Consider the following 18,919-nt stretch of genomic DNA (forward strand, 5'->3'; position numbering starts at 1 on the left):
TTGTTAATCCTTAGCCTGCAACAGCGCGATAGTACGATTCATTTCGTTGAAGACGATATCGAGGCCTTCGTCAAAGCCCATCCCTGGTTTTACCAGCATACGCATGGGGCGAGCAGCAAGGGCGACGTGGACACAGGTGCGGGCACTGACATCAGTTTCATTGCAGGTGCCGCCCTGGTACGCTTCCATGCTGTGGCTGTTGCAATAAAGAACTGCATCGACGATGTTGTGAATACTGCCCAGATCCGGGGTTTTGATTTGCACCATGTGGCAACTGGCGGCATCAGTGAAATCAACAATATCCTGGTAGGTGTTACACCATTCATCGGCCACGATTTTCACGCCGGAACCGAGGCGCGTCAGCTCTTTGGTAATCGCGGTCAGCAGGCGGATTTGATCGGGCTTGTTACCGGCATCGACCGGCCCCTCAATGTAGAGCGGCAGGCCTTGCGCCTCTTTTTCCAGACTGGCGATGTATTGCGCACAGCGAAGCGGATCCATATCGAAGATCAGACCAATAGTGCCGTATACATCGATGTGCAGGGTAGGGTGGTAGCGTGCGCTGGTGCGCTTGCTCAGAATGCGATCCGACAGCCAGCGGACATATTCGCGCAGTTTTTCACCTTTAAAGCCCAGTTTCTCTTCGACGTTATTAATCAGCGCATGGGGCAGCACGTCGATGCCCTTAAGGATCATCTTATCGACAGCGATATATCGATCGTCGCCGCTCTGACCAAATAATGGAATGGATTCCGCCACGCGTGGCAACTGCCATTCATCACAGACCACTTCAGTTTTCAGACGGCCGGTTGCCAGCGCGGTAGCATCAAGCAGCGCCTGTGATAATCCGTAGCGCACGGCGGTATGTAGCAAGTTGCCGTCAATACGCAATTTGTCGAAGAAACGGGCATTCGGCAGGAAAGCATCCACATCGCGGCCTACCAGTAATGGCTTGATATGGTCGTTGAGGAACGGAATAAAGTGCTCTGCGAGGAACAGTGGATCGCGACCACCTGCCCCGGAATACTGTACGGCAGCACAGTCGCCTACGGCGACCGCACCGTTTTCCAGAATCAACTGAACCGAAACGCACTCCCCGGCCTGACGTACGGCGTTAAACCCCTGTGTTACTGGCTCCCCGGTATAAAAAAAACCGTCGTGACCCGCTCCGTTTTTTATCGCCTGCTGATCATCGAAATAGAATGAGGAGTAGCCAGCGGTAAAAAGGGCCTGTTTTATTTTCATTATGGTCTTCCTATTAATTTACTGTGGGATACAGCATTGATGTCATCTACAACCATCTGGAATGTCGGTTGGCGTCCTTCAAAGCGCGCGCGTTCAGCAACGTAATCGTGGTGGAGGTCGAGAATATCTTTTGGCAATGGAACGGCTCCGGCCTCCAGTACGCGAATCGCGCCAGTGTTGTCACGGACCGGAAGAATTTTGCCTGCGTTGCAGGCGGCTGGCGCAAACGGCACATCCAGTACGCCCGCTTCAAATGCCAGCACCGTACCGCGCGCAATATCACCATTACCCAGTTCGAACACTTTGTTCAGTACCGCGCGAACCTCGCTCTTAATCAGTTCAATTTCTAGTTCAACCGCCGGGCACGGCGGGAATTTCTGCTCGTTGACCATGTTGAGCATCTGGCGGGAGGCTTTTAGCCCCTGAATGTTGGCAGCAGCAGTCGGGATGCCCCAGGCTTCGTGCGGACTTTTGGTGATGACTTTGGTAGCACCAGACATCCCCGCGACGGCAGCACCCCAGGAGATAATGGCGAACGCTTTCGATTCGTCTTCCGGAAAGCCGCCCATCCACTGGTGAAACACGGTACTTAATTCGTAGTCGGTATAGCCATAGCTCTGAAAGTATTCGTGTGCAAGTTCCCGCAGAGACTGGATCGCCGCAACATCCTGCGTCAGGCTACCGACCTGACCATAACCAACGGTGATAGACTTCACACCCTGTTCCAGTGCCAGCAAGCCTTCGATTATTGCGATAGAGTGCGAGATAAACGGCGGGATCAGCGTACCCGTTAGTGGGCCAAACGGTTCGCGGTTGATGCGGATCCCGTGTTCTTCGTACATCCCCATTAAACGATCGCAGTACTGCCAGTCGCGGATCGATTTTTCCAGCGTTACGCGCTTGGCATACGGAATATTGTAGGAAATGCCGCCGCCTTCATAACTGGTAAAGCCGCTGGCCATCGAGATTTCAGCCAGCAGACGCGCATCTGGCGTGCCGTGGCGGATCTGTAGCGGTTTTTGCAGAGTTTCGGTGAGGCGACGGCAAGCTGCGACGCCGTGGTTAACTACCGGTAAACCGTTCAGTTTAGAGGTTCTGGCTTCGATGGATTTTTTAATCCCTACAGCCGCTTCTTCGTACCGATTCAGACGGGTATATGCATCGATAGTGCTCGGCAGCAGATCGCACTCTTCTTGTAGTGTTTTCAGTAGTTCGATGTGTTCGTCCATCAGCGCCACGCCTGCGCGCGGTTGGCTAAGGGTTTTACCTTCCTTGTCTGCTTTCAGCAGGGCAAGAGAGAAGCGTTTATGCTCAGGAATGGTTTGTTGGTATTTAACGCCATCTTCAAAGTTTTCAACATCCTTGCCGGTTTCCCAGGTTTTCAATACCTGTTGCCGCTCGGTCATGAATTCGTCATGGGTTAATTTCTTATTTCGAAGTTCCATTGATTGCAGCCTTAATTGTTATAGGGTTAAGCATTGAATACTGGTGCGCGCGGCGGCCAGCGGATCGACTCTGGCGACGTTTGCCAGCAGTGGTAATAGCCCCCGGGAATCGCGGTAATATTCAAATTCGGTCGGTAAGAGAATGCGTTTACCGTCGTCGTTTAACTCGCGGTATTTCAACCAGCGATGCATATCGAACTGACTGGCACGCGAGAGCCATCCGCCGGAACCCACGACTTTACGCACGGTTGTCAGGTCACGTCCCATCTGTAAATCGACATTGCCGACGCAGGTGCAGACCTCTTTTTTGGTGCCCGCATGTCTTTCGGTGGCATAACCCACACACAGTCCGGCCAGGACGGTATCGAAATATTTTTCATCTGCATTCGCGGGTAAGTAGTCGGGATGAGCGACTAGATGACGGAGGTAATGATAAAAAGCGTCCAACTGTGCGGGTTGCTGAGCAAAATTCACACTGACTAACTCTTTCGCACTTTCACCAACCACCATTGCCGAGACGCGCATTCCCAGATCGCCTTCCACCGTCCGTTTTACGAAGGGTTCCGGTACGCCATGTAAAACAGTGTCGGGCGAGAGCGTGTTGGCACAGGCGGAATAGACATCGGTGGTTGCGCCGCCCATGTCGATCAGCATGAACTCTTTCCAGCTGTGATCGACGTTACTGATTGCCTTAACCAGTTCAAAGACCGTCCATGGTGTCGGCATTGGTTCTTCGCCTGTTTTATCAACAATGACATCCAGCCCTTTCCCTTTAACGATGCGTTTAAGGAATATGTCGCAGATAGCCTGGCGTGCAGCTAAAGGGTTCGGATGGTCAAGATCGGGCAGAACGTTGTCGACGATGGTCAGGTCTTTATGCCCGAGGATCTCCTGCACCTTGTCCTGAATATCCCGGTTTCCGGCATAAATAATGGCGCAGTCGAGTTTGGATTCTGCCAGCACACGGGCGTTATTCAGTCCGTAGCTTTCTTCTCCGCCGTCGGTGCCGCCGGTGAACAAGAGAATATCGGGCTGCGTTTCTTCCAGTGCCTGGATATCACGGCGGTTCAGCTTGTAGGCGTAATATTGCGCAATTTTAGCACCCGCAGAGTGAGCGGTTACTTTCGCGGTTTCCAGAGTGATAGAAGGCACTAATCCCATTGCGGCAACCGCCAGCCCACCTTTGGCAGAGGAGGAATACTTCAATGCAACCTCACCACTGTTTAACAGGGGGAGGGCATCATCTACGTTTAACACCTGGTCCAGGCTGGAGAAAAACCCCTTCGCCAGATGATGGGTGGTGGTTGGGGTCAGAACGTGGTTAACCAACGTTAACGCGTCCCCCTCCCGGGTGAAGAGGGCTGCTTTGGTCCACGTCGATCCAATATCGACAGAGACGATTTGCATCAGATTGCCTCTTCAAGAATGCGAGTATCAACGTCATGACGTTGGTTGATATCGTGGGCCATCAGCTGACAAACATCTTCTAAGTCATGACTTGGGGAAAAGACGCGATCAAATCCCATCTCTTTGAACTTGGTTTCCACGTCAGCGAAGTCATGTTTTCCGACCACCAGGTTACCGCCCACATAGAGCAGGATGTTACCCAGCCCACGCTCGATGCAGCGTTCGCGCATGCCCAGACAATCGATATCGCCATGCCCATAGATAGAGGAGACGACAATCGCGTCAGCGCCAGTTTCAATGGCAGCATCAATATATTCGTCCTGGCTGACCATTACGCCCAGATTAATGACTCTGAAGTCATGGTTGCTAAAAACGCGGTCCAGAACTTTATTGCCTACTGCATGGCAGTCCGCGCCAATAACGCCAATCACAAGTGTTGCTTTCTTCATGGGTAATCCTTTGTAAGACAGAGAGTAAATTAAGTTACACACGTCGTATTTATGGCCGTTCATAACGGCACAGGTTTAATATCAGAGGAGTGTCTTTATCTGACCGTAATGTTGCAATTGATCTATTTTCAAAATGTCTTTCGGGAAATGATTGTTTAAAGTGTGTTTTTAAATTCTCATTTTAATTCAGCGTGTTATGTCAACTAATGTCATGAATGTTAAATTTTTAAAATTAACTTTATTTGATGTATTGAGATAATTGTGATCAACTTCTAATTTGCATTTTGGGGAGATTTTTTAGCCATGAGTAATACATTTTGTAAAATTTAACTTGAATTTCACTGCAATTCATCTCTGCTTAATGTAAAAAAAATGTTGAATATAACAAATGGTTAATGATTTATACGAATTATGCCCTTTGTTAGTTCTTTTGATTGTTCGTAAAAAAGAGAGGCACATGAAGGTGCTACCAGTACGAGTAACGTTAATCAAAGATTCTAATACTTCTGGCATAAATGCAGGACAGGTTCGCACAGAGTGGATTTAATCAGTATAATCCTCATAAAATAGTTCAGAATTATTTGAATCGTTAATGGTGATTTGATGTCGATGTTCAGAAATAGCTGAGTCAATCAATGAAGACAGTATCGAAAAAATGACTGTGTCAGAACTAATTTCAATTAATCCTTCTCGTTGCTGACCAAAAAAGATATTTATCTTGATTTCATTTGTACTACGGCAATCTATATAAAGTAATTTTTGATCGCTGAGATTTTCCGTTTCATAAATGTTTTTGGCGAGTGTCGGGTGTAATGATGCAAGACATCTGCTCAGATAAGCCAGATCCTTTAGGGAATACCCCACTGAGTAGAGGATGTCAGAGAATTTTTGTGTGTTTACTGTTATCTCTGAAGTGCATGTTGCATTGACAGGAAGAGTATTAAAAGAGAGCTGAGATGGGGTCATGATTTAAATATCACCGTGAGGAATAAAAATCAACCCCGGGCACTGATTAGCAATATTTTACACAGGGCTGTATAGAAAATTAAAGTATTTGATTGGCGTCGGTTAACTGATCAATAACTAGTGCTAAATTGGTAAACATTTTGAAATGTCGATACTGGCTCGGAATATCATTTTCAAAGACGAAGGATTCAAGGTTATTGTCTGAAAAATAAAGGACAAGTGTTGCTGATTCGTCAGGGGAAATATGGAAATATATCTGGTTACCAGACGGAGGATTGTCCAGAAGAAGAGCATCTTTGCCCGTCACATACCTGTTATGGTCGTGGACACTACGCTCACACTTCATCAGAGGTGTCATGATACTCATGTATTCATCTGATGTTAATATATTAAAATCGCCATTCATTTTAAAGAAACGATAAAGTATCAGTACATCCTCTAGCGTAACCGGTTGGTTTGTTTTTAGAGGGAAATAAGTGGGAACCAGAAGATGAGGTTCTAATCTATTTTGTTGGGTGCTATAACTGAATTTAAACATAAATTCCGGATCGCTCATCAATTTAGAAACATAATTATGCCTGGCTTCAAAGGTTTTAATTTTTACCAGGTTAAATAAATCTGGTTCTTCATCCTGTATTAAAAGACATTGGCCATAACAGAAAGGTTTTTTTTCATTATAAGCAGAAACGGTTATTCTGTCAGGAGTGTCAACGTTATATCCAAAAGCCAGATAGTTACCCTCCTCATCGCGATCTGTTTCCAGGTTATTTAAATTCATCACATTAAGTGTTTTCAATGCTGATTCAATGAGTTGTTGACCCTCTGAGGTAAATGTTTTGCGCTGCGTTGTATAAAGTGTATCGATACCAACGACTATCCGATGTGGGTCAAGGATGGCGGCAATCAACTTTATTACCTGCACAGTCACGGGTGATGTCATTGATTCGTTATCTGTTTTTAGAGGATCATTTGATGGCCAACCAGAGAAGCGATTGACAACATAACCTATATTATCAAGACCCATGGCAGCAACCTCATTGTAATCAAGCGAGGCGCTCAGCGTACCCGGCTATAGAAAAACTAACTTGCAAAAATCGCTCATTTTTCGTTTATCAGACGAAAGTGCCTGTGTTCATGCAGACACAGTCGCCTCTGTTAAGCGATATCTCTCTCATCGATACTTATTGGTGATTATTACAAATGAAACAATAACATGGCGGTCTTACGGCGATGCTCATAAAGGCAACAATCAATTAACTTTGATAAAAATATGTTATGTAAAATAGCAACAAATTGGCTACTCTAATCAATTGGTATTATAAAAAGTTGATAAGGCGATTCTGTTAAATAAAACACTGGTTTTTTATCTATGTCTTTTTATTGTAATAATTGTGTTACGTAAATATTTCACAATAAATTAACAATAAAATTACCAATGGTCTATGATTTATACATAATTAACATATTCGATTGATTTTGATATTAATCAATTTTTAATTCTTGAAAAAAATCTGCAAAACACGATAAATTGTCGTAGATCAAATTGGTGGGGTCGTGACAATTTCGCTATAAATTGATCACTGTCGAAAAATGCAAATTTGCTCAATAAAAACCTGTTTATTGTAAGGATTTTGCGGCGTAATATAATTACGGGATCAATTTGGTTTATTCATTAACATATTTGTAACTTTTTTATCATTGTCTTTTCCACTTTTGAGGAAAAGACAGCGATAGAGGCGAGCAAATAATTTTGTATTGGGGCATGCGTGTGACCCTTTCTAACGGGGTTCACTCTCGGAGTCTTCATGCGATGAGCAAGGAGTCATGATGTTAGATATAGTCGAACTGTCGCGCTTACAGTTTGCCTTGACCGCGATGTACCACTTCCTTTTTGTGCCACTGACGCTCGGTATGGCGTTCCTGCTGGCCATTATGGAAACGGTCTACGTCCTTTCCGGCAAACAGATTTATAAAGATATGACCAAGTTCTGGGGCAAGTTGTTTGGTATCAACTTCGCTCTGGGTGTGGCAACCGGTCTGACCATGGAGTTCCAGTTCGGGACTAACTGGTCTTACTATTCCCACTATGTAGGGGATATCTTCGGTGCGCCGCTGGCAATCGAAGGTCTGATGGCCTTCTTCCTCGAATCCACCTTTGTAGGTCTGTTCTTCTTCGGTTGGGATCGTCTGGGTAAAGTTCAGCATATGTGTGTCACCTGGCTGGTGGCGCTTGGTTCAAACCTGTCCGCACTGTGGATTCTGGTTGCGAACGGCTGGATGCAAAACCCAATCGCATCCGATTTCAACTTTGAAACTATGCGTATGGAGATGGTGAGCTTCTCCGAGCTGGTGCTTAACCCGGTTGCTCAGGTGAAATTCGTTCACACTGTAGCGTCTGGTTATGTGACTGGCGCGATGTTCATCCTCGGTATCAGCGCATGGTATATGTTGAAAGGTCGTGACTTCGCCTTTGCTAAACGCTCCTTTGCTATCGCTGCCAGCTTCGGTATGGCTGCCGTTCTGTCTGTTATTGTTCTGGGTGATGAATCTGGTTATGAAATGGGCGACGTGCAGAAAACCAAACTGGCTGCTATTGAAGCCGAGTGGGAAACGCAACCTGCACCTGCTGCCTTTACTCTGTTCGGCATTCCTGATCAGGAAGAGGAGACGAACAAATTTGCGATCCAGATCCCTTACGCGCTGGGCATCATTGCAACGCGTTCCGTGGATACCCCGGTTATCGGCCTGAAAGAGCTGATGGTGCAGCATGAAGAACGCATCCGTAACGGGATGAAGGCGTACTCTCTGCTCGAGCAACTGCGTTCTGGTTCTACTGACCAGGCGGTTCGTGACCAGTTCAATAGCATGAAGAAAGACCTCGGTTACGGTCTGCTGCTGAAACGCTATACGCCAAACGTGGCGGATGCAACTGAAGCGCAGATTCAACAGGCAACCAAAGACTCCATTCCACGTGTAGCGCCGCTGTACTTCGCGTTCCGTATCATGGTGGCGTGTGGCTTCCTGCTGCTGGCAATCATCGCGCTCTCTTTCTGGAGTGTCATCCGCAACCGTATTGGCGAGAAAAAATGGCTGCTGCGCGCCGCACTGTACGGTATTCCGCTGCCGTGGATTGCTGTAGAAGCGGGCTGGTTCGTGGCTGAATATGGTCGCCAACCTTGGGCTATCGGTGAAGTGCTGCCGACAGCTGTAGCGAACTCGTCACTGACCGCAGGCGACCTCATCTTCTCGATGGTGCTGATTTGTGGCCTGTATACCCTGTTCCTGGTGGCAGAATTGTTCTTAATGTTCAAGTTTGCACGCCTCGGCCCAAGCAGCCTGAAAACCGGTCGCTATCACTTTGAGCAGTCTTCCACGACTACTCAGCCGGCACGCTAAGACAGGAGTCGTCAAATGATCGATTATGAAGTATTGCGTTTTATCTGGTGGCTGCTGGTTGGCGTTCTGCTGATTGGTTTTGCAGTCACTGACGGTTTCGACATGGGGGTGGGCATGCTCACCCGTTTCCTCGGTCGTAACGACACCGAGCGTCGAATTATGATTAACTCCATCGCACCACACTGGGACGGTAACCAGGTATGGCTGATCACTGCGGGTGGCGCTCTGTTTGCTGCCTGGCCGATGGTCTATGCCGCTGCGTTCTCCGGCTTCTATGTCGCGATGATCCTCGTGCTGGCGTCTCTGTTCTTCCGTCCGGTCGGTTTTGACTACCGCTCCAAGATTGAAGAAACCCGCTGGCGTAACATGTGGGACTGGGGCATCTTCATTGGTAGCTTCGTTCCGCCGCTGGTGATTGGTGTGGCGTTCGGTAACCTGTTGCAGGGCGTACCGTTTAACGTTGATGAATACCTGCGTCTGTACTACACCGGTAACTTCTTCCAGCTGCTTAACCCGTTCGGCCTGCTGGCTGGCGTGGTGAGCGTAGGGATGATCATTACTCAGGGCGCAACCTATCTGCAGATGCGTACCGTGGGCGAACTGCACCTGCGTACCCGTGCAACGGCTCAGGTGGCGGCACTGGTGACACTGGTCTGCTTCGCACTGGCTGGCGTATGGGTGATGTACGGTATCGATGGTTATGTTGTGAAATCAACAATGGACCATTACGCGGCATCTAACCCACTGAATAAAGAAGTGGTTCGTGAAGCTGGCGCATGGTTGGTGAACTTCAACAACACGCCGATTCTGTGGGCTATTCCGGTACTGGGTGTGGTTCTGCCTCTGCTGACCATTCTGACTGCACGTATGGATAAAGCGGCGTGGGCGTTTGTGTTCTCCTCCCTGACGCTGGCCTGCATCATCCTGACTGCCGGTATTGCAATGTTCCCGTTTGTGATGCCGTCCAGCACCATGATGAACGCAAGTCTGACAATGTGGGATGCAACTTCCAGCCAGCTGACGCTTAACGTCATGACCTGGGTTGCGGTGGTTCTGGTACCGATCATTCTGCTCTACACCGCTTGGTGCTACTGGAAAATGTTCGGTCGTATCACCAAAGAAGATATTGAACGTAACACCCACTCTCTGTACTAAGTAAGGAGCTAAAAATGTGGTATTTCGCATGGATTCTGGGAACGCTTCTTGCCTGTTCATTTGGGGTAATCACCGCGCTGGCGCTTGAGCACGTCGAATCAGGCAAAGCCGGTCAAGAAGACATCTGATGAGTAAGATTATCGCAACCTTGTATGCGGTAATGGACAAGCGCCCCCTGCGGGCGCTTTCCTTCGTGATGGCGCTTCTGTTAGCAGGATGTATGTTTTGGGACCCGTCACGTTTCGCCGCGAAGACCAGTGAACTGGAAATCTGGCATGGTTTATTGCTGATGTGGGCCGTCTGTGCTGGTGTTATTCACGGCGTGGGCTTTCGTCCGCAGAAGGTTCTCTGGCAAGGGATTTTTTGCCCTTTGCTTGCCGATATTGTTCTCATTGTCGGGCTGATTTTCTTCTTCTTTTAAATCAGAATTCTCTTTAAAAATTTATGGGCCGCTTCAGGCCCATAAATTTTTACGCTCCCTTAACTTGCCCTCATTCCCAAACCTCAATCGCGCGCGTATAGTAGCAGCGTTTAAAAGCTCTAACTTTTGTTGCATTACCGGGATGTAAAGTGAATACAACGCTGTTTCGATGGCCGGTTCGCGTCTACTATGAAGATACCGATGCCGGTGGTGTGGTGTACCACGCCAGTTACGTCGCTTTTTATGAAAGAGCACGCACAGAGATGCTGCGTCATCATCACTTCAGTCAGCAGGCGCTGATGGCTGAACGCGTTGCCTTTGTGGTGCGTAAAATGACGGTGGAATATTATGCACCTGCGCGGCTCGACGATATGCTCGGAATACAGACTGAAATAACATCAATGCGTGGCACCTCTTTGGTTTTCACGCAACGTATTGTCAACGCCGAGAATACTTTGCTGAATGAAGCAGAGGTTCTGGTTGTTTGCGTTGACCCACTCAAAATGAAGCCTCGTGCGCTTCCCAAGTCTATTGTCGCGGAGTTTAAGCAGTGACTGACATGAATATCCTTGATTTGTTCCTGAAGGCTAGCCTTCTGGTTAAACTTATCATGTTGATTTTGATTGGTTTTTCAATCGCATCCTGGGCCATTATTATCCAGCGGACCCGTATTCTTAACGCAGCGGCGCGCGAAGCCGAAGCGTTTGAAGATAAATTCTGGTCTGGAATCGAACTTTCTCGCCTCTATCAAGAGAGCCAGGGGAAACGGGATAATCTGACCGGTTCGGAACAAATCTTTTACAGCGGGTTCAAAGAGTTTGTGCGCCTACATCGTGCCAATAGCCATGCGCCGGAAGCCGTAGTGGAAGGGGCGTCGCGAGCGATGCGTATTTCCATGAACCGTGAACTTGAAAATCTGGAAACGCACATTCCGTTCCTCGGTACGGTTGGCTCCATCAGCCCGTATATTGGTCTGTTTGGTACGGTCTGGGGGATCATGCACGCCTTTATCGCCCTCGGGGCGGTAAAACAAGCAACACTGCAAATGGTTGCGCCCGGTATCGCAGAAGCGTTGATTGCGACGGCAATTGGTCTGTTCGCCGCAATTCCGGCGGTAATGGCTTATAACCGCCTCAACCAGCGCGTAAACAAACTGGAACTGAATTACGACAACTTTATGGAAGAGTTTACCGCGATTCTGCACCGCCAGGCGTTTACCGTTAGCGAGAGCAACAAGGGGTAAGCCATGGCCAGAGCGCGTGGACGAGGTCGTCGCGATCTCAAGTCCGAAATCAACATTGTACCGTTGCTGGACGTACTGCTGGTGCTGTTGCTGATCTTTATGGCGACAGCGCCCATCATCACCCAGAGCGTGGAGGTCGATCTGCCAGACGCTACTGAATCACAGGCGGTGAGCAGTAACGATAATCCGCCAGTGATTGTTGAAGTGTCTGGTATTGGTCAGTACACCGTGATGGTTGAGAAAGATCGCCTGGAGCGTTTACCACCAGAGCAGGTGGTGGCGGAAGTGTCCAGCCGTTTCAAGGCCAACCCGAAAACGGTCTTTCTGATCGGTGGCGCAAAAGATGTGCCTTACGATGAAATAATTAAAGCACTGAACTTGTTACATAGTGCGGGTGTGAAATCGGTTGGTTTAATGACGCAGCCTATCTAAACATCTGCGTTTCCCTAGCTTGAAAGAGAGCGGGTAACAGGCGAACAGTTTTTGGAAACCGAGAGTGTCAAAGGCAACCGAACAAAACGACAAGCTCAAGCGGGCGATAATTATTTCAGCAGTGCTGCATGTCATCTTATTTGCGGCGCTGATCTGGAGTTCGTTCGATGAGAATATAGAAGCTTCAGCCGGAGGCGGCGGTGGTTCGTCCATCGACGCTGTAATGGTTGATTCAGGTGCGGTAGTTGAGCAGTACAAACGCATGCAAAGCCAGGAATCAAGCGCGAAGCGTTCTGATGAGCAGCGCAAGATGAAGGAACAGCAGGCTGCGGAAGAACTGCGTGAGAAACAAGCGGCTGAACAGGAACGCCTGAAGCAACTTGAGAAAGAGCGGTTAGCGGCTCAGGAGCAGAAAAAGCAGGCTGAAGAAGCCGCAAAACAGGCCGAGTTAAAGCAGAAGCAAGCGGAAGAGGCGGCAGCGAAAGCGGCGGCAGATGCTAAAGCGAAGGCTGAAGCGGATGCAAAAGCTGCGGAAGAAGCAGCGAAGAAAGCGGCTGCAGACGCGAAGAAAAAAGCAGAAGCAGAAGCCGCCAAAGCCGCAGCCGAAGCGCAGAAAAAAGCCGAAGCAGCCGCTGCGGCGCTGAAGAAGAAAGCGGAAGCGGCAGAAGCAGCTGCAGCTGAAGCAAGAAAAAAAGCGGCAACTGAAGCTGCTGAAAAAACCAAGGCAGAAGCTGAGAAGAAAGCGGCTGCTGAAAAGGCTGCAGCTGATAAGAAAGCAGCGGCAGAGAAAGCTGCAGCCGACAAAAAAGCAGCAGAAAAAGCGGCTGCTGAAAAGGCAGCAGCTGATAAGAAAGCAGCGGCAGAAAAAGCCGCCGCAGACAAAAAAGCGGCAGCGGCAAAAGCTGCAGCTGAAAAAGCCGCTGCAGCAAAAGCTGCCGCAGAGGCAGATGATATTTTCGGTGAGCTAAGCTCTGGTAAGAATGCACCGAAAACGGGGGGAGGGGCGAAAGGGAACAATGCTTCGCCTGCCGGGAGTGGTAATACTAAAAACAATGGCGCATCAGGGGCCGATATCAATAACTATGCCGGGCAGATTAAATCTGCTATCGAAAGTAAGTTCTATGACGCATCGTCCTATGCAGGCAAGACCTGTACGCTGCGCATAAAACTGGCACCCGATGGTATGTTACTGGATATCAAACCTGAAGGTGGCGATCCCGCACTTTGTCAGGCTGCGTTGGCAGCAGCTAAACTTGCGAAGATCCCGAAACCACCAAGCCAGGCAGTATATGAAGTGTTCAAAAATGCGCCATTGGACTTCAAACCGTAATCACGATGTTGATTGTTCCAACGGTCAACATCAGGCACCGGTTGACACGGGGTTCTGGTAGTTTTGTGTATTTTAGTTTGTTAACATTCTGCTAAATTATCGTGGGCCATCGGTCCAGATAAGGGAGATATGATGAAGCAGGCATTACGAGTAGCATTTGGTTTTCTCATACTGTGGGCATCAGTTCTGCACGCTGAAGTCCGCATTGTGATCGACAGCGGTGTAGATTCCGGTCGTCCTATTGGCGTAGTTCCTTTCCAGTGGGCGGGTCCTGGTGCTGCACCTGAAGATATTGGCGGCATCGTTGCTGCTGACTTGCGTAACAGCGGTAAATTTAATCCATTAGATCGCGCTCGTCTGCCACAGCAGCCGGGTAGTGCACAGGAAGTACAACCAGCAGCATGGTCTGCGCTGGGCATTGACGCTGTGGTTGTCGGCCAGGTCACTCCGAATCCGGACGGCTCTTACAATGTTGCTTATCAGCTGGTTGACACTGGCGGCGCACCGGGTACTGTACTTGCTCAGAACTCGTACAAAGTGAACAAGCAGTGGCTGCGTTATGCTGGTCATACCGCCAGTGACGAAGTATTTGAAAAACTGACCGGCATTAAAGGTGCGTTCCGTACCCGTATTGCCTACGTTGTTCAGACCAACGGCGGTCAGTTCCCGTATGAACTGCGCGTATCTGACTATGACGGTTACAACCAATTTGTCGTTCACCGTTCACCGCAGCCGCTGATGTCTCCGGCGTGGTCACCAGACGGTTCTAAACTGGCTTATGTGACCTTCGAAAGCGGTCGTTCCGCGCTGGTCATCCAAACGCTGGCAAATGGCGCTGTACGTCAGGTGGCTTCATTCCCGCGTCACAACGGTGCACCTGCATTCTCGCCAGACGGCAGCAAACTGGCATTCGCCTTGTCGAAAACCGGTAGCCTGAACCTGTACGTAATGGATTTGGCTTCTGGTCAGATCCGCCAGGTGACTGATGGTCGCAGTAACAATACCGAACCGACCTGGTTCCCGGACAGCCAGAACCTGGCATTTACTTCTGACCAGGCCGGTCGTCCGCAGGTTTATAAAGTGAATATCAACGGCGGTGCGCCACAACGTATTACCTGGGAAGGTTCGCAGAACCAGGATGCGGATGTCAGCAGCGACGGTAAATTTATGGTAATGGTCAGCTCCAATGGTGGGCAGCAGCACATTGCCAAACAAGATCTGGCAACGGGAGGCGTACAAGTTCTGTCGTCCACGTTCCTGGATGAAACGCCAAGTCTGGCACCTAACGGCACTATGGTAATCTACAGCTCTTCTCAGGGGATGGGATCCGTGCTGAATTTGGTTTCTACAGATGGGCGTTTCAAAGCGCGTCTTCCGGCAACTGATGGACAGGTAAAATTCCCTGCCTGGTCGCCGTATCTGTGATAATAATTAATTGAATAGTAAAGGAATCATTGAAATGCAACTGAACAAAGTGCTGAAAGGGCTGATGATTGCTCTGCCTGTTATGGCAATTGCGGCATGTTCTTCCAACAAGAACGCCAGCAATGACGGCAGCGAAGGCATGCTGGGTGCCGGCACTGGTATGGATGCGAACGGCGGCAATGGCAACATGTCTTCCGAAGAGCAGGCTCGTCTGCAAATGCAACAGCTGCAGCAGAACAACATCGTTTACTTCGATCTGGACAAGTACGATATCCGTTCTGACTTCGCTCAAATGCTGGATGCACACGCAAACTTCCTGCGTAGCAACCCGTCTTACAAAGTCACCGTAGAAGGTCACGCGGACGAACGTGGTACTCCGGAATACAACATCTCCCTGGGTGAACGTCGTGCGAACGCCGTTAAGATGTACCTGCAGGGTAAAGGCGTTTCTGCAGACCAGATCTCCATCGTTTCTTACGGTAAAGAAAAACCTGCAGTACTGGGTCATGACGAAGCGGCATACTCCAAAAACCGTCGTGCGGTACTGGTTTACTAAGAGAATTGCATGAGCAGTAACTTCAGACATCAACTATTGAGTCTGTCGTTACTGGTTGGTATAGCGGCCCCCTGGGCCGCTTTTGCTCAGGCACCAATCAGTAGTGTCGGCTCAGGCTCGGTCGAAGACCGCGTCACTCAACTTGAGCGTATTTCTAATGCTCACAGCCAGCTTTTAACCCAACTCCAGCAACAACTCTCTGATAATCAATCCGATATTGATTCCCTGCGTGGTCAGATTCAGGAAAATCAGTATCAACTGAATCAGGTCGTGGAGCGGCAAAAGCAGATCCTGTTGCAGATCGATAGCCTCAGCAGCGGTGGTGCAGCGGCGCAATCAACCAGCGGCGATCATAGCGGTGCGGCGGCATCAACGACGCCGACAGCTGATGCTGGTACTGCGAATGCTGGCGCGCCGGTGAAAAGCGGTGATGCAAACACGGATTACAATGCAGCTATTGCGCTGGTGCAGGATAAATCCCGCCAGGATGACGCAATGGTGGCATTTCAGAATTTCATCAAAAATTACCCTGATTCAACTTACCTGCCAAACGCCAATTATTGGCTGGGTCAGTTAAACTACAACAAGGGTAAAAAAGATGATGCGGCGTATTATTTTGCTTCGGTAGTGAAAAACTATCCGAAGTCACCGAAGGCTGCAGATGCGATGTTTAAAGTCGGCGTCATCATGCAGGACAAAGGTGACACCGCAAAAGCGAAAGCCGTATACCAGCAGGTTATCAGTAAATACCCTGGTACTGATGGCGCTAAACAGGCACAAAAACGTCTGAACGCGATGTAATGCATAACACACGACCAGAAGTCGCATTATTTCTGGTCGTGTCGTGCGAATCATAAGCAGTTGAGTGATCTGCATCGAAATTTTTGTTGCGCTCAAGTCTGAAATCAGTAATATATGCCGCCGTTGCCACGGGATATCAAACAAACCGAAAGCAACGAAAAAGTGGGTCGTTAGCTCAGTTGGTAGAGCAGTTGACTTTTAATCAATTGGTCGCAGGTTCGAATCCTGCACGACCCACCAATCGCTAAGGTGGAAGCGGTAGTAAAACGTGAAGGATAACGTTGCGTCAGCAACGGCCCGAAGGGCGAGACGAAGTCGAGTCATCCTGCACGACCCACCACTAACCTAGTTAGTTGTAGTATCCAGCGTAGTATCGGGTGATTAGCTCAGCTGGGAGAGCACCTCCCTTACAAGGAGGGGGTCGGCGGTTCGATCCCGTCATCACCCACCACCGGGTCGTTAGCTCAGTTGGTAGAGCAGTTGACTTTTAATCAATTGGTCGCAGGTTCGAATCCTGCACGACCCACCACTAATTACGGTGGGTTCGGTGGAAGTAGTTTGTAGTATCCAGCGCAGTATCGGGTGATTAGCTCAGCTGGGAGAGCACCTCCCTTACAAGGAGGGGGTCGGCGGTTCGATCCCGTCATCACCCACCACTCGGGTCGTTAGCTCAGTTGGTAGAGCAGTTGACTTTTAATCAATTGGTCGCAGGTTCGAATCCTGCACGACCCACCAGTTTTAACATCAAACTCAGATGTTAAGCGTGAAGGATAACGATGCGTCAGCAACGGCCCGTAGGGCGAGCGAAGCGAGTCATCCTGCACGACCCACTAATCTTAAAGATTGGTTCCGAGTAGAAATCATTCAGGTAACACCCGTATGGGTCGTTAGCTCAGTTGGTAGAGCAGTTGACTTTTAATCAATTGGTCGCAGGTTCGAATCCTGCACGACCCACCAATTTAAAGGTGGTTACTGGTAGAGAACGTGAAGGATAACGTTGCGTCAGCAACGGCCCGAAGGGCGAGACGAAGTCGAGTCATCCTGCACGACCCACCATCCTGAATGATTAAAGCAGCATAATCCCGCAAGGGGTCGTTAGCTCAGTTGGTAGAGCAGTTGACTTTTAATCAATTGGTCGCAGGTTCGAATCCTGCACGACCCACCAATGTAAAAAAAGCGCCCTAAAGGCGCTTTTTTGCTATCTGGGATATTCAAAGATTCGAACCTGCAGCAGGTTCGAGTTGAGCGTAGCGAAACAACGGAGCCGCTCGCGGCGACGGCCCGAAGGGCGAGCGAAGCGAGTCATCCTGCACGACCCACCAATGTAAAAAAAGCGCCCTAAAGGCGCTTTTTTGCTATTCAGGCATCTCTCAATTTCAATTCTGACCCTGATGACATACTCCGCGCTTGCTGCGTAAACGACTCTACGTCGGAGGAATAAGACGCAAAGTGTGGCATTCGTCATCTCATACGTAATTCGAGTGACTTTTCCTCACCATTCGACTATCTTGTTTAGCATATAAAACAAATTGCGCCGATAATAGCGAATGTCACGCTTAAGTCGGTGTTAACGTTAAGCATGTAAAACGAGATGGTAAGATGAGCGTGATGTTTGATCCTGAAGCGGCGATTTATCCTTTCCCCCCGAAGCCGACGCCGTTAAGCATTGATGAAAAAGCGTATTACCGCGAGAAGATAAAACGTTTGCTAAAAGAACGTAATGCGGTGATGGTTGCCCACTACTATACCGATCCCGAAATTCAACAACTGGCAGAAGAAACGGGTGGATGTATTTCTGATTCTCTGGAAATGGCGCGCTTCGGTGCAAAGCATCCCGCTTCTACATTGTTAGTCGCTGGGGTGAGATTTATGGGAGAAACCGCCAAAATCCTCAGTCCAGAAAAAACAATTCTGATGCCGACACTTCAGGCTGAATGTTCACTGGATCTCGGCTGCACTGTTGAAGAATTTAACACATTTTGCGATGCCCATCCCGATCGTACTGTCGTCGTCTACGCCAACACTTCTGCTGCGGTAAAAGCGCGCGCAGATTGGGTGGTAACTTCAAGCATTGCCGTCGAACTTATTGATCATCTGGATAGTTTGGGTGAAAAAATCATCTGGGCACCCGACAAACATCTGGGGCGTTACGTGCAAAAACAGACGGGCGCAGACATTTTATGCTGGCAGGGTGCCTGCATTGTGCATGATGAGTTTAAGACTCAGGCGTTAACCCGCTTGCAAGAAGAATACCCGGATGCTGCCATACTGGTGCATCCAGAATCACCGCAAGCTATTGTAGATATGGCGGATGCGGTCGGTTCCACCAGTCAACTGATCGCTGCTGCGAAAACATTGCCACATCAGCGACTTATCGTGGCAACCGATCGGGGTATTTTCTACAAAATGCAGCAGGCGGTGCCAGATAAAGAGTTACTGGAAGCACCAACCGCGGGTGAGGGCGCAACCTGCCGCAGCTGCGCGCATTGTCCGTGGATGGCCATGAATGGCCTTCAGGCCATCGCAGAGGCATTAGAACAGGAAGGAAGCAATCACGAGGTTCATGTTGAGGAAAAGCTGCGAGAGAAGGCGCTGGTGCCGCTCAATCGTATGCTGGATTTTGCGGCTACACTACGTGGATAACTAAT

18 protein-coding genes, 7 tRNA genes and 1 other RNA gene are annotated in these 18,919 nt (G+C 49.1%); 20 read left to right on the plus strand and 6 right to left on the minus strand.

Features of this window, described 5'->3' with window-relative positions:
* Positions 1–3 precede the first annotated feature (3 nt).
* The 6 genes from QUE34_RS04015 to QUE34_RS04040 all read right to left on the minus strand — a co-directional run bounded on the left by QUE34_RS04015 (position 4) and on the right by QUE34_RS04040 (position 6,536).
* Complete coding sequence (locus tag QUE34_RS04015) at positions 4–1,245, minus strand: methylaspartate ammonia-lyase (protein WP_000695027.1); 1,242 nt, start codon at positions 1,243–1,245, stop codon at positions 4–6.
* Positions 1,245–2,690: a methylaspartate mutase subunit E gene (locus QUE34_RS04020; RefSeq protein WP_032302709.1), complete on the minus strand. Its 1,446-nt coding sequence runs from the start codon at positions 2,688–2,690 to the stop codon at positions 1,245–1,247. Before QUE34_RS04020 ends, QUE34_RS04015 begins: the two co-directional genes overlap by 1 nt.
* Before the next feature lie 18 nt (positions 2,691–2,708).
* Positions 2,709–4,097 carry a methylaspartate mutase accessory protein GlmL gene (glmL, locus tag QUE34_RS04025; RefSeq protein WP_103253897.1) on the minus strand — a complete coding sequence of 463 codons (1,389 nt, stop codon included), beginning with the start codon at positions 4,095–4,097 and terminating at the stop codon, positions 2,709–2,711.
* The gene (gene glmS, locus QUE34_RS04030; protein ID WP_000710393.1) at positions 4,097–4,546 is read right to left on the minus strand and encodes a methylaspartate mutase subunit S; all 450 of its coding nucleotides are present in this window, start codon (positions 4,544–4,546) and stop codon (positions 4,097–4,099) included. Before glmS ends, glmL begins: the two co-directional genes overlap by 1 nt.
* A 543-nt stretch (positions 4,547–5,089) precedes the next feature.
* Positions 5,090–5,512 (minus strand): hypothetical protein, encoded by a 423-nt coding sequence (locus tag QUE34_RS04035; protein ID WP_077756948.1) that lies wholly within the window; start codon positions 5,510–5,512, stop codon positions 5,090–5,092.
* Between the two features lie 79 nt (positions 5,513–5,591).
* The gene (locus tag QUE34_RS04040) at positions 5,592–6,536 is read right to left on the minus strand and encodes a hypothetical protein (RefSeq protein ID WP_032302711.1); all 945 of its coding nucleotides are present in this window, start codon (positions 6,534–6,536) and stop codon (positions 5,592–5,594) included.
* An 803-nt stretch (positions 6,537–7,339) separates the two neighbouring features.
* On the opposite strand from QUE34_RS04040, the gene cydA reads away from it, so the two are divergent.
* The 20 genes from cydA to nadA all read left to right on the plus strand — a co-directional run bounded on the left by cydA (position 7,340) and on the right by nadA (position 18,914).
* The gene (gene cydA / locus QUE34_RS04045) at positions 7,340–8,908 is read left to right on the plus strand and encodes a cytochrome ubiquinol oxidase subunit I (RefSeq protein WP_000884361.1); all 1,569 of its coding nucleotides are present in this window, start codon (positions 7,340–7,342) and stop codon (positions 8,906–8,908) included.
* Positions 8,909–8,923: 15 nt separating this feature from the next.
* A complete protein-coding gene (gene cydB, locus QUE34_RS04050; RefSeq protein ID WP_000568277.1) occupies positions 8,924–10,063 on the plus strand; it encodes a cytochrome d ubiquinol oxidase subunit II in 1,140 nt (379 codons plus the stop codon).
* A gap of 14 nt (positions 10,064–10,077) precedes the next feature.
* Positions 10,078–10,191: a cytochrome bd-I oxidase subunit CydX gene (gene cydX, locus QUE34_RS04055; RefSeq protein ID WP_000270282.1), complete on the plus strand. Its 114-nt coding sequence runs from the start codon at positions 10,078–10,080 to the stop codon at positions 10,189–10,191.
* Complete coding sequence (gene ybgE, locus QUE34_RS04060; RefSeq protein WP_000034602.1) at positions 10,191–10,484, plus strand: cyd operon protein YbgE; 294 nt, start codon at positions 10,191–10,193, stop codon at positions 10,482–10,484. The genes cydX and ybgE overlap by 1 nt, the downstream gene beginning before the upstream one ends.
* Positions 10,485–10,633: 149 nt before the next feature.
* Complete coding sequence (gene ybgC, locus QUE34_RS04065; RefSeq protein WP_137525730.1) at positions 10,634–11,038, plus strand: tol-pal system-associated acyl-CoA thioesterase; 405 nt, start codon at positions 10,634–10,636, stop codon at positions 11,036–11,038.
* The gene (tolQ, locus tag QUE34_RS04070) at positions 11,035–11,727 is read left to right on the plus strand and encodes a Tol-Pal system protein TolQ (protein WP_000131314.1); all 693 of its coding nucleotides are present in this window, start codon (positions 11,035–11,037) and stop codon (positions 11,725–11,727) included. Before ybgC ends, tolQ begins: the two co-directional genes overlap by 4 nt.
* 3 nt (positions 11,728–11,730) lie before the next feature.
* Positions 11,731–12,159: a colicin uptake protein TolR gene (gene tolR, locus QUE34_RS04075; protein WP_000090092.1), complete on the plus strand. Its 429-nt coding sequence runs from the start codon at positions 11,731–11,733 to the stop codon at positions 12,157–12,159.
* 64 nt (positions 12,160–12,223) lie between these two features.
* Positions 12,224–13,489: a cell envelope integrity protein TolA gene (gene tolA, locus QUE34_RS04080; protein WP_032302713.1), complete on the plus strand. Its 1,266-nt coding sequence runs from the start codon at positions 12,224–12,226 to the stop codon at positions 13,487–13,489.
* A 132-nt stretch (positions 13,490–13,621) separates the two neighbouring features.
* Complete coding sequence (tolB, locus tag QUE34_RS04085) at positions 13,622–14,914, plus strand: Tol-Pal system beta propeller repeat protein TolB (protein WP_001295307.1); 1,293 nt, start codon at positions 13,622–13,624, stop codon at positions 14,912–14,914.
* Positions 14,915–14,948: 34 nt separating this feature from the next.
* Entirely contained in the window at positions 14,949–15,470 is a 522-nt protein-coding gene (gene pal, locus QUE34_RS04090) for a peptidoglycan-associated lipoprotein Pal (RefSeq protein WP_001295306.1), read from the plus strand.
* Positions 15,471–15,479: 9 nt separating this feature from the next.
* Complete coding sequence (gene cpoB, locus QUE34_RS04095; protein WP_032302714.1) at positions 15,480–16,271, plus strand: cell division protein CpoB; 792 nt, start codon at positions 15,480–15,482, stop codon at positions 16,269–16,271.
* A 164-nt stretch (positions 16,272–16,435) separates the two neighbouring features.
* Positions 16,436–16,511, plus strand: a tRNA-Lys gene (locus tag QUE34_RS04100).
* A 135-nt stretch (positions 16,512–16,646) separates the two neighbouring features.
* A tRNA-Val gene (locus QUE34_RS04105) sits at positions 16,647–16,722 on the plus strand.
* Between the two features lie 2 nt (positions 16,723–16,724).
* Positions 16,725–16,800, plus strand: a tRNA-Lys gene (locus QUE34_RS04110).
* A 51-nt stretch (positions 16,801–16,851) separates the two neighbouring features.
* Positions 16,852–16,927: transfer RNA gene (locus QUE34_RS04115), tRNA-Val, on the plus strand.
* Positions 16,928–16,930: 3 nt separating this feature from the next.
* Positions 16,931–17,006, plus strand: a tRNA-Lys gene (locus QUE34_RS04120).
* A 146-nt stretch (positions 17,007–17,152) separates the two neighbouring features.
* Positions 17,153–17,228, plus strand: a tRNA-Lys gene (locus QUE34_RS04125).
* Between the two features lie 132 nt (positions 17,229–17,360).
* A tRNA-Lys gene (locus QUE34_RS04130) sits at positions 17,361–17,436 on the plus strand.
* Between the two features lie 31 nt (positions 17,437–17,467).
* Positions 17,468–17,593: non-coding RNA, RtT sRNA (locus tag QUE34_RS04135), on the plus strand.
* 277 nt (positions 17,594–17,870) lie between these two features.
* Positions 17,871–18,914 (plus strand): quinolinate synthase NadA, encoded by a 1,044-nt coding sequence (nadA, locus tag QUE34_RS04140; RefSeq protein WP_032302715.1) that lies wholly within the window; start codon positions 17,871–17,873, stop codon positions 18,912–18,914.
* Positions 18,915–18,919 lie beyond the last annotated feature (5 nt).

The sequence above is a fragment of the Escherichia sp. KS167_9B genome (assembly GCF_030295215.1).
GTDB lineage: Bacteria > Pseudomonadota > Gammaproteobacteria > Enterobacterales > Enterobacteriaceae > Escherichia > Escherichia coli_F.

Bases quoted from the DNA above. Each gene is read 5' to 3' on its own strand.
- ybgE (WP_000034602.1), top strand. From the start codon at position 10,191: ATGAGTAAGATTATCGCAACCTTGTATGCGGTAATGGACAAGCGCCCC.
- QUE34_RS04020 (WP_032302709.1), bottom strand. From the start codon at position 2,690: ATGGAACTTCGAAATAAGAAATTAACCCATGACGAATTCATGACCGAG.
- cpoB (WP_032302714.1), top strand. From the start codon at position 15,480: ATGAGCAGTAACTTCAGACATCAACTATTGAGTCTGTCGTTACTGGTT.
- QUE34_RS04040 (WP_032302711.1), bottom strand. From the start codon at position 6,536: ATGGGTCTTGATAATATAGGTTATGTTGTCAATCGCTTCTCTGGTTGG.
- cydX (WP_000270282.1), top strand. From the start codon at position 10,078: ATGTGGTATTTCGCATGGATTCTGGGAACGCTTCTTGCCTGTTCATTT.
- tolR (WP_000090092.1), top strand. From the start codon at position 11,731: ATGGCCAGAGCGCGTGGACGAGGTCGTCGCGATCTCAAGTCCGAAATC.
- tolB (WP_001295307.1), top strand. From the start codon at position 13,622: ATGAAGCAGGCATTACGAGTAGCATTTGGTTTTCTCATACTGTGGGCA.
- nadA (WP_032302715.1), top strand. From the start codon at position 17,871: ATGAGCGTGATGTTTGATCCTGAAGCGGCGATTTATCCTTTCCCCCCG.
- QUE34_RS04035 (WP_077756948.1), bottom strand. From the start codon at position 5,512: ATGACCCCATCTCAGCTCTCTTTTAATACTCTTCCTGTCAATGCAACA.
- glmS (WP_000710393.1), bottom strand. From the start codon at position 4,546: ATGAAGAAAGCAACACTTGTGATTGGCGTTATTGGCGCGGACTGCCAT.
- pal (WP_001295306.1), top strand. From the start codon at position 14,949: ATGCAACTGAACAAAGTGCTGAAAGGGCTGATGATTGCTCTGCCTGTT.
- cydB (WP_000568277.1), top strand. From the start codon at position 8,924: ATGATCGATTATGAAGTATTGCGTTTTATCTGGTGGCTGCTGGTTGGC.
- QUE34_RS04015 (WP_000695027.1), bottom strand. From the start codon at position 1,245: ATGAAAATAAAACAGGCCCTTTTTACCGCTGGCTACTCCTCATTCTAT.
- cydA (WP_000884361.1), top strand. From the start codon at position 7,340: ATGTTAGATATAGTCGAACTGTCGCGCTTACAGTTTGCCTTGACCGCG.
- glmL (WP_103253897.1), bottom strand. From the start codon at position 4,097: ATGCAAATCGTCTCTGTCGATATTGGATCGACGTGGACCAAAGCAGCC.